The sequence below is a fragment of the Arthrobacter sunyaminii genome, from assembly GCF_018866305.1.
GTDB classification, from domain to species: Bacteria; Actinomycetota; Actinomycetes; order Actinomycetales; family Micrococcaceae; genus Arthrobacter_B; species Arthrobacter_B sunyaminii.
Window position 1 is genome coordinate 2427011 of record NZ_CP076456.1, and the last position, 14430, is coordinate 2441440.

The 14430-nt window shown below is 64.8% G+C and carries 9 protein-coding genes; 1 reads left to right on the forward strand and 8 read right to left on the reverse strand.

The annotated features are described in order from the left end of the window. Positions 1-5 precede the first annotated feature (5 nt). A complete protein-coding gene (locus KG104_RS10840; RefSeq protein ID WP_207347010.1) occupies positions 6-788 on the forward strand; it encodes a GNAT family N-acetyltransferase in 783 nt (260 codons plus the stop codon). A 59-nt stretch (positions 789-847) separates the two neighbouring features. On the opposite strand, the gene KG104_RS10845 is transcribed toward KG104_RS10840, so the two are convergent. The 8 genes from KG104_RS10845 to KG104_RS10880 form a co-directional block, all read right to left on the reverse strand. Then, positions 848-4168, reverse strand: a complete 3321-nt coding sequence (locus tag KG104_RS10845) for a hypothetical protein (RefSeq protein ID WP_207347011.1) — start codon at positions 4166-4168, stop codon at positions 848-850. A 143-nt stretch (positions 4169-4311) separates the two neighbouring features. Continuing rightward, positions 4312-5229, reverse strand: a complete 918-nt coding sequence (gene pdxS, locus KG104_RS10850) for a pyridoxal 5'-phosphate synthase lyase subunit PdxS (RefSeq protein WP_104161450.1) — start codon at positions 5227-5229, stop codon at positions 4312-4314. A 177-nt stretch (positions 5230-5406) separates the two neighbouring features. After that, entirely contained in the window at positions 5407-6021 is a 615-nt protein-coding gene (gene pgsA / locus KG104_RS10855; protein WP_207347012.1) for a phosphatidylinositol phosphate synthase, read from the reverse strand. Positions 6022-6024: 3 nt separating this feature from the next. Further along, positions 6025-6636, reverse strand: coding sequence for an HIT family protein (locus KG104_RS10860; protein WP_104161232.1), 612 nt, complete (start codon positions 6634-6636; stop codon positions 6025-6027). 22 nt (positions 6637-6658) lie between these two features. After that, positions 6659-8671 carry a threonine--tRNA ligase gene (thrS, locus tag KG104_RS10865; RefSeq protein ID WP_207347013.1) on the reverse strand — a complete coding sequence of 671 codons (2013 nt, stop codon included), beginning with the start codon at positions 8669-8671 and terminating at the stop codon, positions 6659-6661. A 79-nt stretch (positions 8672-8750) separates the two neighbouring features. Next, the gene (locus KG104_RS10870) at positions 8751-12251 is read right to left on the reverse strand and encodes a DNA polymerase III subunit alpha (RefSeq protein ID WP_207347014.1); all 3501 of its coding nucleotides are present in this window, start codon (positions 12249-12251) and stop codon (positions 8751-8753) included. A gap of 12 nt (positions 12252-12263) precedes the next feature. Then, positions 12264-12575 (reverse strand): DUF6504 family protein, encoded by a 312-nt coding sequence (locus KG104_RS10875; RefSeq protein ID WP_104054007.1) that lies wholly within the window; start codon positions 12573-12575, stop codon positions 12264-12266. Between the two features lie 164 nt (positions 12576-12739). Continuing rightward, complete coding sequence (locus KG104_RS10880; RefSeq protein ID WP_237686886.1) at positions 12740-14389, reverse strand: MDR family MFS transporter; 1650 nt, start codon at positions 14387-14389, stop codon at positions 12740-12742. Between the last annotated feature and the right edge of the window lie 41 nt (positions 14390-14430).

Below are 14430 nucleotides of genomic sequence, written 5' to 3' on the forward strand. Positions count from 1 at the left end.
CCGCCATGGTCACCATTGCCGCCTGCCAGGAGCTGCATCAGGACTGGCTGAGGAACCTCGCCGGCGTCACCCGCGGCCGTACCTTCTCCACCCATGAGTCGGACTGGGCGTGGCTGCCGGCGAGGCGGCAGCTGGTGCTGCTGTACCCGCAGCGGATTTCACCGGCCGGCATTCGTCCCGGCCTGGCCGAGGGCATGCGGCTCGGTGCCCAAAGCGTTTCCGTATGGATGAACAACGCGGCAAGCTACGCTCCTTTGGAGGCGTTCGGTTTCCGCAGGGGTCCGCAGCCGCTGTGGATGAGCGCCCCGGTGTCTGCGCCGCAGCAGTACAGCGCGGCCGCGGCGGCCCTGGACCCGGATCCTCCTGAGGTCACCGGGCCCGACGCCGACGAGCTTGCTGCCGGCCGTACCCACCCGCGCACCGCCTGGCACCTGACCACACGGGGTGACGGGAAGCTGACGGGCCGTGCCTGGGTGTACGATCCAACCGCCGCCGACCAGCCGTCCAACACACCGGATCCAATCACCGGCAGGCCCGGCATTCCCGCGGCACCGGCACGGAAACCCCGTAAAGGATCCCTGGCCGGAATTTTCGGTTTGTCCGTTGGACCTTCCAGCCGGCGCAGCGGCTACGGTACGGCCCTGCTGAGCCGCGCGGCTGCAGTGGCGGCCGCTGCCGGCGCCGACCGGCTGGCCATTAACGCTGCACCGGGAGGCGCCGAACTGTGCGCGGCCCGGGGATTCGAACTGATCGGCCGCGGACAATACCTGTTCCTGGACCTGCGCTAAGCGGGCTACCAGCCGGGAGCACCCGGCCGGAGCCCGCTTCCACCTTCAGATGGTCTTCCTCAGCCAAAGATTGCGATCTCGATTATGGGTCCGTCCGGGTCGATGATGTGTTGATCTGATCCCTCGTATGCGGAACCCACTAGCACGTTCCTTCGGTCAGCTGCGAACCCTGGCGAGACGATCACCTCCCGAAGACGCACTGTTGCAGGAACGCTGTTGGCGTCCTCCCACTCCATCCACCAGGTTTCCCTCATTGGTGACCAGGCAAGCACCGGGGATTCCCCGCCAATGAGGAGCCCCGCTCCATTCTCATCACACACCCACCGACCTGCTAAGCCAGAGGGGGGCATGTGTTCGACATGGGAGCTGTCCATCGCTGCAAAGACTCTTCGCTGCGGCCCTTGGGCAGTCCAAACACCACCAAGACCCCACGCACGGAGCGGAACAATGGGAGCTCCGGAGGCTGACTGCCGGAGACGAACGATCCGCTGGCACGCGGCGATAGCCAAAAGCGAACCTTCGGGATGAGGAGCCAGGTGGGTGGGCGCTATCGCCTGCCCAGCCAGGGCTTCAACCCGGGCAGAACTCTCTTCGAGGTCATGATCCAGCACACGGGTCACAACCCCGCACAACTCCAGCGTCACGGAATCGTCCGTCTGGTGGGGCCGCAAAGCATCAACGAGCGAATCCATCTGTCGGCAGAACTCAAGCGCTTCCATATCGAACATCTCTAGAACCCGGAAGGCGGCCGTCCGCCATGCGTTGAGAACCTCAACCCACCCAGCACTCAATCCGATGGCACGTGCATCCGCCTGTACGAGCGCCTCACGGAACGCGTCGATTGATTCTTCGTAACGCTCCAGCGAGGCGAGGGCATCACCACGGAGGAAGAGCAGTTGGAGATGGACCGCGGGGCTGGTCTCCACCCGCAACCGTTCCTCGATGCCACCCAGCGTTGCCGAGTCGTTGTTGCCGAGGGACCTCAATTGATCGTGAAACTCCCGGAAAGCCGAGCCGGCCTTGACATCGGGGAACGAGTCAACCAGGAACGAGATCCACCGGTCCGTGACCTCGACACTGAGCCAGCTATCGGAACCTGCGAGTAACTGGACGTTCTCGTAGACCTGAGTGGCGGCTTGTGCCACCGAATGGTGGGTGCCCAGGTCGATGGCGCACCTGCCCAGATAGTAAATGGCGGAATCAATGGTTTGGCGGATTTCACCGATGGGAGCGTTGTTTTGGATCTGGATTGACGAGATGTTGGAATGAATGATGGCCCGGAGCACGGGGGCATCTAGGTCCAATCGATCCATGGTCCCTAGCTCCTGACGATAGAGGGACTGCGCCGATTCCGGGTCACCTCGGTGTGCGAACATGTTTGCCATGTTCCCAATCAAGGTAATGCCCTCGGGCGTGTATGCCCTGAAGAGTTCGGAGAAATCGATTGTCGTCAATGCCGAGGTGGCAAGCCGCTCAGCATTGTTGAATTTATAGGTGTCGACTGCGGACCTGATTTGATCGCTCAGGACCAGCTGGAGCAGTCCGAGGACCCGTAATCGCGCTGTGTTGCTGTGGTGTCCCCGAACGACATCGAGGACGATGTCATTGGTACGTACCAGGTCGCCCCCTGCGGTTTCGGGGGCTTGGACGCGATGGACCAACGACGCCATCGACAACTGTCGGACCGCGATCTCCACGTGTTGCTCAGTTTCAGATCCCGGTTCTGCGTCCTCTTCGTCAGCGAGCTGATATCTACCAGCCATTGATTCTGCCGCAACGGTTACTCCGCCAGCGAGCTGAAGCGGGGCCGAGCGAGGCGGGAGGTAAGCGAGGGTCTCTATAAGGGCCATGGCGCGCAAAGGGAGGCGGTCATCCCGCGATGTGACCGTGTCCAGCGCTATAGAGATTGCCTGAAGCAGCGAAGGGTGCGAGCGATAATCTGGCGGGACGAGAGTTTCGTCGTCGATGATGTGTTCCTTGAGCCGGTCCAGGTAGGCGTCAGTCATTTCAAGGCCGCGCCCGCTGTCTGCAAGGAACCCGCACGCAAGCTCGATGGCCAGCGGCCAATTCCCCAAAGCGCCGCAGAGCCTCAGCGCGTCCCTCTCAGCGTCGGCATCGAGGCTGGCAAGTTCGAGGCGTTCGCACAAGAGGGCGATCGCCTGCGGGTCTGTCATGGGGTGGAGCCGGTTACGGTGCCACTGCCCCCAGCCTGCCGAGTTGGTCGAGGTCGCGAGCAGGTCGATCGCTCCGACAACGGGGAGCCACGGAGCAACCGTCCGGTCGTCAGGTGCGTTGTCGAAAACGAGCAGCCACGTCGCAGGTACTCTCGAGATCGTGAACTTGAATTGTTCAGCAACGATATCCGTCGAGGCATCCCTGGCGTCGATTCCGACGCAAGCCGAGACCGCCTCACGGATCGCCTCCGTACTATGTGCATCAATCCACAGGATCCGGTCGTAGTAGTGGCGCGCAGTATCCAAATACAGCCTCGCTACTGTCGATTTGCCGATGCCTGACAGCCCCGTAAGGGCGACCCTTCGCACGGCTCCAACGGGCGGGCCACTGAACGTCTTGGTGATGCCCGCAAGTGCCTCGGTTCTGCCAATTGTCCGCGTTACGGGGACCGGGCCAAGGGGAACTCCCCAATCGATCTCTCCTGCGGCACCCGCTAGGACGAGGTTCGGCACGCCCAACAACCGCTCTAACCCGGCGCGGTCGAGACGGCGACCCTTCCGGCGGCTGGACAGGTGCAGGATTTGCGAAGTCAGGTATCCCACCAACACCTCCGCTGTGTGGCGACCCGTGCCATCACCGCGAAGTCTGCGCTGGTGTTGTGCCTTTCCCTCGATCTGGGAACGGAGAACGTCGAGATCAACGGGTTCACACAGAACAACGCACCGTGCAAGGCGGGAAACGTTTATGCCCGCGTCGATGGCTTCTGTGAGCCACCCCGGGGAGAGATGCGGACCGATGATCTCGATTACGCCGGGTGACGTCGCTGTCGACGGATCGAGCGACACAAGAGCGGAACGTAATGCCTCGCCTGCTGTCGTGAGACGCCTGTTCGTTCGGATGAGATAACGCTGTGAATCGTGTTCGATCAGTTGCAGAAGGATTCCGGCAATCTCGGGTACACCCATACGTTTTCCTTGTGGGCCGTCCACAGAAGACTTTGCTTGGACGGAGAGCAGCCTGATGCCGTCTGGATCAGTGATTGAGTAGTCAACAACGTCGGAAACGTGGTCTTCACTCTCCAAAACGAAATCCTCGGCAGGATGTTTCGCCATGTGGTCAAGGACATCCTCGACGGCGACCAGGTACTGATAGCCCAGTCCCGCAGCCGTGCCAACTCCACCTGAGGCATTTGAGATCTGAGACATTTAGACATTTAACCGACACTGCCAGGGGACGGCAATAGACCGGCTTCCTGGAATGCCGTCCCAGTTTTGCCGGAGAAGATCAGGCTGGGTCAAGGGCCGCCCCGTTCCCAGCCTGATCTCTGCGGAAGAACCAGTCCCTGAAGCTACCAGCCGCGTTCAGCCAGGCGGTGCGGCTGCGGGATCTCGTCCACGTTGATGCCCACCATGGCCTCACCGAGTCCGCGCGAGGCCTTGGCGACCTCATCGGCGTCGTCGAAGAAGGTGGTGGCCTTGACGATGGCTGCCGCACGCTGTGCGGGGTTGCCGGACTTGAAGATGCCCGAACCCACAAACACGCCGTCCGCGCCCAGCTGCATCATCATGGCGGCATCAGCGGGAGTGGCTATGCCGCCGGCAGTAAACAGCACCACCGGAAGCTTCCCGGCCGCGGCCACCTCTTTGACGAGCTCATAGGGGGCCTGCAGTTCCTTGGCCGCGACGTACAGTTCGTCCTCGGGCAGCGAGGACAGCCGGGCAATCTCGGAACGGATGGTGCGCATGTGCATGGTGGCGTTGGAAACGTCCCCCGTGCCGGCCTCGCCCTTGGAGCGGATCATGGCCGCGCCCTCGTTGATCCGCCGCAGGGCTTCGCCCAGGTTCGTGGCGCCGCAAACAAAGGGAACCGTGAATTTCCATTTGTCGATGTGGTTGGCGTAATCGGCCGGGGTCAGGACCTCGGATTCGTCGATGTAGTCGACACCGAGGGACTGCAGGACCTGGGCTTCCACAAAGTGCCCGATGCGGGCCTTGGCCATGACGGGAATGGAGACGGTGTCGATGATGCTGTCGATCATGTCCGGATCGCTCATCCGGGAGACACCGCCCTGCGCGCGGATATCGGCAGGCACGCGCTCCAGCGCCATGACGGCCACGGCGCCCGCGTCTTCGGCAATGCGTGCCTGTTCGGCGGTGACCACATCCATGATCACACCGCCTTTGAGCATTTCGGCGATGCCGCGCTTGACCCGGCTGCTGCCGGTGACCGGAGACAGGGAACCGGACGCGGAAACAGGCACGGGCATGCCCTGGGGCTCTGGAATGTTCATGGAACTTCTCACCTTCGCGAAAAACCAATGCAGCGATCGCTGCTGCCCCAAGCCTAGGCTTTCAACGTCCCGTTAAGCAGGCGGCCCGCCGCCGGATTGCTTCCGGTGACGGGCCGCTGGGAATTGCCTGTATTGCTGAGGACGATGCTGTGGCTATCCGGCCTTGGGCAGCGCCTGCCGCCGGACCGCCAGCATCCGCTGGGCAATGGTGACGCAGCTGGCTGCGCAGAGGAGCACCAGGACCACCAGCAGCAGGATTTCTGGAACGCCCAGACCCACCAGGCCGGTGGCCACCAGCAGGGAGACTAGTCGTTCCGCGCGCTCGGCAATGCCCACGTTGGCGTTGAATCCCAGTGACTCCGCTTTGGCCCGGATGTAGGAAACCAGCATGCCCAGCACCAGGGCAATGATGGCGGCGATGCCGATGGCGTCGTTGCTGCCGCCGGTGAAGAACCAGATGCTTACCCCGGCAAACAGGGCGCCGTCGGCGAAGCGGTCCAGGGTTGAGTCCAGGAATCCGCCCCATTTTCCGGTCCGTGCCTGCTGGCGGGCCATGATGCCGTCAATGACGTCGGAAAAGATGAACGCGGTAATGAACAGGGTTCCCCAGAACAACTGTCCCAGCGGGTAGAACACCAGCCCGCCGATCATCACACCCAACGTTCCGGCGATGGTGACCATGTCCGGTGTGATCCCGCGGCGCAGCAGCCAGCTGGCCAGCGGGGTGAAAACGGCAGTGAAGAATCCCCGCGCGTATTTATTGAGCACGGGTCAGTCCTCGCTGTCCTGGCCGGAGCCGCTGGCCGGCCAGGCGTCGGCCACCTGCTGCCGGACGTCGCCCAGCGTCTGGGTGATGGCCTTAGTCTGCGCGATGATCGGCAGGAAGTTTCCGTCCCCGCCCCAGCGCGGCACAATGTGCTGGTGCAGGTGGGCGGCGATACCCGCTCCCCCGGTGACGCCCTGGTTCATGCCCAGGTTGAAGCCGCTGGGGTTGGAGACTTTCCGCAGCACGCGCATGGCGGTCTGGGTCAGCGACGCAATCTCGGCCGTTTCCCGCTCATCAATGTCCGTGTAATCCGGCACGTGCCGGTACGGGCAGACGAGCAGGTGCCCGGCGTTGTACGGAAACAGGTTGAGGATCACAAAGGCGTACTTGCCGCGGTGGACAATCAGTGATTCCTCGTCGGAGCGGCCAGGCGCGGCACAGAACGGGCAGTTGTGCTCCGAGGAGACCTGTTCCTGCCCGCCCTTGATGTACGCCAGGCGGTGCGGCGTCCACAGGCGTGCAAATGAATCCGGCACGCCCGCAAGCTCGAATGAGTCGGTGACTGCGGCATCCCCGGGATAGGGACTGCCGCCGTCGTCCTGGCTGCTGTTTTCCATCTGCACTCCTGCCGCCGCCGTCCTACTTGTCCCGGTTCCGTACGGCTTCGACAATCCGCTTGACGGCCTCTTCCACGGGCACGCCGTTGTCCTGGCTGCCGTCGCGGAAGCGGAAGGACACTGCTCCGGCATCGGCATCGTCGCCGCCGGCAATCAGGACAAACGGAATCTTGTCCTTGGAGGCGGTGCGGATCTTCTTCGGGAAGCGGTCGGTTCCGGTGTCCACCTGGGCGCGGATGCCGGCGGCCTTGAGCTTGTCGACGACGTCGAACATGTAGTCGTTGAACGCCTCGGCCACGGGGATGCCAACCACCTGAACCGGTGCCAGCCAGGCCGGGAACGCGCCGGCGTAGTGCTCGGTCAGCACTGCCATGAAGCGTTCCACGGAACCGAACAGGGCGCGGTGGATCATGACCGGACGCTGGCGGGTGCCGTCGGCGGCCTGGTACTCGAGCTCGAAGCGTTCGGGCAGGTTGAAGTCCAGCTGGATGGTGGACATCTGCCAGGTGCGGCCAATGGCGTCGCGGGCCTGGACGGAGATCTTGGGGCCGTAGAACGCGGCTCCGCCCGGATCCGGGACCAGGTCCAGGCCGGATTCTTCGGCCACCTCGGCCAGGGTGCGGGTGGCTTCCTCCCACACGTCGTCGGAGCCGACGTACTTCTCCGGATCCTTGGTGGACAGTTCCAGGTAGAAGTCATCCAGGCCGTAGTCCTTGAGCAGGTCCAGGACGAAGTTCAGCGTAGTGGTCAGCTCGTCCTTCATCTGCTCGCGGGTGCAGTAGATGTGGGCGTCGTCCTGGGTCATGCCGCGCACGCGCGTCAGGCCGTGGATCACGCCGGACTTTTCGTAGCGGTACACGGAACCGAATTCGAACAGCCGCAGCGGCAGCTCGCGGTAGGACCGTCCGCGGGAGCGGAAGATCAGGTTGTGCATGGGGCAGTTCATCGGCTTTAGGTAGTAGTCCTGGCCGGGCTTGGTGACCTCGCCGGTTTCCGGGTCGGTGACCTCGTCCACGTGCATGGGAGGGAACATGCCGTCGCGGTACCAGTCCAGGTGGCCGGAGACCTCGTACAGGTGGCCCTTGGTGATGTGCGGGGTGTAGACGAACTCGTAGCCGGCTTCGGTGTGCCGCTGGCGGGAGTAGTCCTCCATGGCCTTGCGGATGATGCCGCCCTTGGGGTGGAACACCGGCAGGCCGGAGCCCAGTTCATCCGGGAAGGAGAACAGGTCCAGTTCGGTGCCCAGCTTGCGGTGGTCGCGGCGCTCGGCCTCGGCCAGGCGTTCCTGGTACGCCTTCAGGGCGTCCTTGGTGGGCCAGGCGGTGCCGTAGATGCGCTGCAGCTGCTGGTTCTTCTGGTCGCCGAGCCAGTAGGCGGCGGAGGAACGGGTCAGCGCAAAGGCGTTGGAGATCAGCTTGGTGTTCGGCAGGTGCGGGCCGCGGCACAGGTCGCACCAGATGACGTCGCCGGACTTGCGGTCCACGTTGTCGTAGATGGTGATTTCACCGGCGCCGACCTCGATGTTCGCGCCCTCGCCGGCTTCGTCTGCGCCGTCCTTTTTGCCCAGCAGTTCCAGCTTGTACGGCTCGTTGGCCATGGCTTCGCGGGCTTCTTCTTCACTCACCACGCGGCGGACAATTTTTTGGTTCGAGTTGATGATCTTCTGCATCATCTTCTCGAGGGTCTTCAGGTCCTCGGGGGTGAACGGCTCGGCAACGTCGAAGTCGAAGTAGAAACCGTCCTTGATGTACGGGCCAATGCCGAGCTTGGCGTCCGGACGCAGCTGCTGCACGGCCTGGGCCATGACATGGGCGGTGGAGTGGCGCAGCACGTTCAGTCCGTCTTCGGAGTCGATGGTCACGGCTTCAACGGCGGAGCCCGGGACAAGCTCCGTGTCCAGATCCTTCAGGACACCGTCCACGCGCATGACGACGACGTCGCGGCGGTCGAAGAACAGCTGTGCACCTGTGGTGCCAGTATCCACCGTGGTCTCCTCGTCGTTGACGATGAGGGTGAACTTCTCTGGCACTGACACGGTTGTCTCCTAGATTTCGTTGTATGGCGTCTGCGGCACGGCCTGGACACGGCCGGCTCTTTTCTGCGCCCCTTTGATGTTATCCGCTGGAGTTGGGCCCTACCAACCTGCCGCGCTGGGGACGGGGCAGCGGAAGCGAGGCAGTGTCCGCCAGGTTCCATGCTTCCAGGGCCTGCAGGCTCATGCCGCGCTCCCCTGTGCGGCGGGTCAGCCCCCGGATCAGCATCAGCTCGGTGCCGAAAAGGAGCGGACCGGTTTTCTCCTGTGCCTCGGTGAAGAACGTGCAGTCAACGCACCCGGTGCCGTCGTCGAGGCTGATGAACACCACCCGGCGGCCGCCGCGCATGGGCGGCGTTTGGGTGGCCACCCGGATGCCGGCCACGAGCACCTCGGAGCCGTTCCGCAGACCGATCAGGTCGCGGGCCTTGGTGACGCCCAGTTCGGCCAGCAGCGGACCGTAACTGTCGATGAGGTGGGCGCTGACGTCCACGGACAGCAGATCAAGTTCCGTGCGCACCTTCTCGCGCAGCGTCGGTTCGGGCAGTTCCGGCCGCAGGTTCTCTAGTTCGGTGTCGCCCAGCGGCAGCGCCAGCTGTCCGGGAATGGGATCGTATTTCCGCGGGGCCGGCCGCGGCGGCGCGGTGTCCAGATGGTGCAGCAGATCAGCGCGGGAGGCGCCGGTTCCGGTCTCCCGGGCCAGCGAATCGAAAGCTCCCAGGGAGGCCAGGCGCATCAGCGTAGCCCGCCCCACTCTGGCGCGTGCGCGCAGGTCGGCCAGGGAATCGTAGGGCTGGCCGGCGGTGATGCGCCGCAGCTCTGCCGCCGACAATCCGTAGATCCCGGCCAGGCTCAGCCGGATGCCCAGCTTCGAAGGCCGGGCCGGATGCCCGGGTGTTGCCGGAACCGCCGGCACCCGTTCCACCCGGTACTGCGCGCCGCTGCGGTTGATGTCCAGCGGCAGGATGGGGATCCCCATCCGCCGGGCCTCCGCCACCAGCAGGCGGCGCGGATACATGCCCGGATCGTGTTCGAAGATCCCCGCCAGGAAGGCTTCGGGGTGGTGGGTCTTCAGCCACGCGGACTGGTAGGTGGGCACCGCGAAGGCTGCCCCGTGCGCCTTGCAGAAGCCGAAGCTGCCGAAGGCCTTCAGCGTGCCCCAGACCTTGTCGATGACTTCGGCGCCGTAGCCCCGCTTGGCTGCTTCGGTGCGGAAGAAGTCTTCCACTGACTTTTCGGCATCCTCGTTGCCCAGCAGCCGGCGCAGTTCGTCGGCCTTGGCCAATCCGCAGCCGGTGAACACGTCAAAGGTGCGCAGCACCTGTTCATGGAACACCGTCACCCCGTGTGTTTCCGCCAGGACCGGCCGCAGGGCTTCGTGCGGATACACCTCCGGGGACCAGCCGTGCCGGTGTTCCAGGAACGGGCGCACCATGTCGGATTTCATGGGTCCGGGCCGGAACAGAGAAATGTCGATGATCAGGTCGTTGAACTCCCGCGGGGCGAGCTTGCCGATCAATTCCCGCTGTCCCGGGGATTCGATCTGGAAGCATCCCAGCGTGTAGGTGCTGCAGATCAGGTCATACGTGGCCGGGTCGTCCAGGGGGACGGCGTCGAGGTCAATGGAGCCGTCCGCCAGCACATAGTCGGGGCCGTTCCCCGCAGGCCCGGCGGGGTGCACCCCGGCGCGGACGGTGTCTTCCTTGGTGGGATGCAGCCTGCGCACTTCCTGCAGTGCATAGGCCATGGCGCTTTGCATCCGCACCCCCAGCACGTCGAGTTTGAGCATGCCCATGGGATCCATGTCGTGTTTGTCGAACTGGGACATGGGCAGGCCCAGGCCGGAGGGCTGCACCGGCGTGCGGTCCAGCAGGGAGGTGTCCCCCAGGATCACGCCGCACGGGTGCATGGAAATGTGCCGCGGCAGCCGGTCCAGGCGTTCGGTCAGGTCCACCAGCAAATCCAGCTGCCGGTTGCCCTGGACCCTTTCGGCGATATCCCGCAGCTCCGGCTTTTCCGCGAGCGCTTCCCGGAACTTTCGTGCCGAGAAGCGCCACAGCTGTTTGGCCACGGCGCCAATGTCCTCTTCGGCCAGGCCCAGGGCCATGCCGGCGTCGCGCACCGCTCCGCGCGCCCGGTAACCGTTCTGCATGCTCATCAGGGTGACCCGTTCGGCGCCGAAGCGTTCAAAGATGCGGTGATAGACGTTGTGCCGCTGGGCACTTTCAACGTCTATGTCGATGTCCGGAAGGGTGGAACGGTCCCGGGAGAGGAACCGTTCAAAAATCAGGTCATGGGCCAGCGGGTTCACGTGGCTGATGCCCAGCAGATAGTTCACCAGTGAGGAGGCTCCCGAGCCCCGGGCTGCGGCACGCACGCCCATGCCGGTGATCATGGCGGAAACCTCGGCGACAGTCAGGAAGTAGGAGGCGAACCCGAGCCGTTCAATGATGCCCAGTTCATGGGCCAGCCGGTTGCGCAGCCGGGCTTCGGAGGCCGGATCCTGGGCGGGGAACCGGCGGCCGATGCCGGCTTCGCAGCGGCTTACCAGCTCGGCCATGGGTTCGTTGTTGATGCCGATCACCGAGGCCTCCGGAACCACCGGCTGCTTCCACCCCATGTCCAGCACCGGATCCATCCGGCAGGCATCGGCGAGCGCCTCGGTGTCCCGGAGCATCCGGGCGGCCCCGGCGGTTCCGTAGCCCGCCTCGTTGCTGATCTCGCGGGCAAGGGACTTCATCTGCGCGGCGCTCTTCAGCCAGCCCTGTCCGTTGGGCTGCAAATCCGGAAGCCGCCCCATGGAGGTCAGCGCCCGGGCTGCGTCCAGGACGTCGGCGGTGGCGGCGCCGTCGGCATCCACGTAGCGCACAGCGTTGGTGAGGATGGCCGGCAGCTGCATTTCATCCGCCAGGCGGAGCATGCGCACGGCGTGGGCCAGGCTGAGGTTGGTCCCCGGGGCGCTGAGGTGGGCCACCACCTCCACGGCCAGTGATGCGCGCGGCAGCGTCTCCTGCCAGCGGCGAAAGAGTGTGCGGGCGACGGCGTAGCTGCGGCTGCGCATGGCGGTGCCGACGTCGGAATGCGGTCCCACCAGGACGGTCAGGAGCGGCTCGTGATTAGTGTCACCGCCGGCTCCGGGGCCGCGGGCACCGGAGCCCCCACCGCCGTCGTCGCCCGCTGCCCGTGACGCCAGCTGCGCCATGGTCACCCCCACCGGTTTGCTGCCCTTGCGTGCCGCGGACGCTGAGGTGCCGGCGTGTGCATCGGAAATCAGCCGGCACAGCGCGCGGTAGCCGGCTCCCTGCCGACGGCCGCGGGCCAGGACCACAACTCTTCCGGTGACCGGCCGGGCACCGGAAGCATCCGGCTCCCCCAGCACCGCCAGATCCACCCCCACGATCGGATCAATGCCGGCGTCCATGCAGGCGCGCAGGTGCTTGACCGTTCCGTACAGTCCGTCACGGTCGGTGCAGGCGAGCGCGTCTGCACCGTCGGCCGCAGCGGCCTGCGCCATTTCCTCCGGCCAGGACACTCCGTAGTGGGCGCTGAAGGCGGTGGCGGCATGCAGATGGGTGAAGCTCATATCCGGCAGTTCCTAGGCGCTTTCCCGCAGGGCGTCATGGATACGGATCAGGCGCCAGCGGCCGGAGCTGATGTCATGCGAGAGATCCAGGGTGCGCAGCGGCGAACGCGGGGTCAGCCGGGCCTGTACCCGCCAGATCTCCGAATCCACCAGCCCCGGACCGCGTCCGCGTTCCGCCCGGGCTTCCTCATCCCACCAGTTCCGGCGCTCATACCAGCGCACGGGATCCGCTGCCACCTTGTAGGTGCGGCCGCTCCAGACAAGCCGAAGCGGCTGGCCGGCGGGTGAGCACACCACCTCTACCGCCTCACTGAAGACACCCATTCCAGCTTCCTCCCAGCCGCAGGCGTGCCCGCACCCAAGCCGTCGCGGCGGCCAAAATTGGTTTGTGGACAGCAACTAATTCGAACATATGTTCTAACAGTTTCCAGTGTACGGCCATCATCTGACAATCGGCACTCCCGCCGCCGGATTCCTCCGCGGACGCCCTAAACTTCCTCCCCCGCTTCCGTCCGGACCGCGGTGGACAGCGGGGTCTCCCGGATAAACAGGCACAGCACCAGGGCTACTGCGACAATGGGCACACTGAGCAGGAAGATCGGCGGCAGCGCGTGCCCAAAGGCCGCGCCGATGAAATCCTGCACCGGCGCCGGCAGACCCCGCAGCGTCGTCGGGCTCAGGGAATTGATGTCCCCGCCCACCGCTGCCCCCGCCCCCTGCGGCGCCGCGGCAATCTCATTGCCCAGGCGGTGGATGAAGATGGAGCCGAACAGCGCAATACCAAAAGAGGCACCGATCTGCCGGAAATAGTTCGCCGCGGAAATTGCAGCCCCCATGTCCCTGCCGGGGACGCTGTTCTGCACAATCAGCACCAGGTTCTGCATCAGCATTCCAATGCCCAGGCCCATCACCAGCATCCCGAGCGCCGTGAAGCTGTACGGCGTGGTGTCGGAAATCCGGGACAGCAGCACCAGGCCCGCAATGATCACCGCGCAGCCCAGGATCGGATAGATCTTGTACTTTCCCGTGCGGGAAATCAGCTGGCCGGTGCCGATGGAGGTGAGCAGCAGCCCGCCCATCATCGGCAGCATCATCAGTCCGGATTCGGTGGCAGTGGCCCGGTTGACCATCTGCAGGAAGGTGGGCAGGTAGGAAATGGTGGAGAACATGGCGATGCCCACGGAGATGCCCACCAGCACGGGCAGCAGGAAGTTACGGTTGCGGAACAGGCCCAGCGGCATGATCGGCTCCCGGGACTTCAGCTCCACCCGCACAAATGCCGCACCCGCAGCCAGGGTCAATGCGGCCAGAGCCAGGATCTGCGGACTTGACCAGGCATAGGTGGTGCCCGCCCACGTGGTGAGCATGATCAGGGCGGCGCTCGCAACGGCCAGCAAGGCAGCGCCGGCGTAGTCCAGCCGCGGGCGGGCTCCCTGGGGTTTGGCCAGCTGCAGGGAGGTGATGACGACGGCGAGCGCCACCGCTCCGATGGGCAGGTTGATGTAGAAGACCCACCGCCAGGACCAGGCATCGGTGATCCAGCCGCCCAGCAGCGGTCCGCACACGGAGGCAAGTCCGAAGGCTGCTCCGATCAGTCCCATGTACTTGCCGCGCTCGCGCGGAGAGACGAGGTCTCCCAGGATGGCCTGCGCGCCGATCATCAGTCCGCCGCCGCCGAGGCCCTGCAGTGCACGGAAGCCGATCAGCTGACCCATGTCCTGCGCCAGCCCGGACAGCATGGAGCCGACCAGGAACACCACAATGGCGAAAATGAAGATGCTCTTGCGGCCAAACAGATCGCCGAGTTTTCCGTAGATCGGCAGGCCGATGGTTGCTGCCAGGATGTAGGCAGTGACCACCCAGGACAGGTGCTCGAGCCCGTTGAGGTCCCCCACGATGGTGGGCAGCGCGGTCGCCACGATGGTCTGGTCCAGGGCTGCCAGCAGCACGGACAGCACCAGCCCGGTGAAGACCAGGGGCAGGTTCCGTTTGGGCATCGCCGCCGGCGCGGCCTCCTCCCGGTGCCGCCCGTGCTTTCGCGTACCCTGCAGCTGCCTACCCGGCGCAGGCCCCGGATTGCCGGGAACCAATGCTGCCGGGCTCGCGGCGATCCGTGGTGAAAGTGCTTTGTGGGACATGTGGTGCGGTCTCCTAGCCGGTGGTGCCTGATGCCGGTTAA